Here is a 648-nt window from a genome sequence, read left to right on the forward strand (position 1 = left end):
GGCGCGGCGCCCGGCGAATTTCAGTTGCGCGACGGCGCCAGCGCGCTCTTTCGCGGCGCATGGATCGGCTGGATCGTCGTGCCATATATACTGGGCGGGCTGTTATTCTGGCAGATGGCTATTCGGCCTGGGGATGCAGCGATGCCCGTCGAAAGTCTCCGGCAGAACAGGCAGTCCAGGCGACGTCTGCTGTTTGCTGCGTGCTTCCTGATCGGCCCGTTTTCAGAATCCGCGACCGGCTTCGGCGTCGGAATCGTCGGGACGATGCTGTTGTTGCGCAGGCTCGACCTGCAACCGGTCTATCTCATGGCCTTCAGCCTGCTGAGCCAGACAATGATCCTGTGGGGCGGCATGGGCAACGGCGCGATCGTCGCTGGCGCCTTCTCTCGAAGCGATCCGACCATGCTCGCTGTCAATGCCAGCTTTTTTCAAGTCGCCCTGAATGCGCTCTGGTTGCCACTCTACTGGAGGATGGCCGAAAAAGCAGGCGTCGGGGCTCCATCCCGCGAGTGTCTAAGCGAGGTCGTCTGGCTCGGCGGAAGCCTGCTTCTGCTGATTGCCGCAACGCGAGCTCTGGGGCCTGAAGTTGCGATGCTCTGCGCCTATGGGCCGGTCATCGTGCTGCGTTATCTTGTCGATGAGCGCCCC

The 648-nt window shown here is 62.3% G+C and carries 1 pseudogene; it reads left to right on the plus strand.

The features are described from left to right. Window positions 1-648: pseudogene (locus tag ACQ7C1_RS31780) on the plus strand (hypothetical protein); the annotation flags it as partial.

Source organism: Rhizobium sp. Nf11,1 (assembly GCF_050587665.1).
Lineage (GTDB): Bacteria > Pseudomonadota > Alphaproteobacteria > Rhizobiales > Rhizobiaceae > Rhizobium.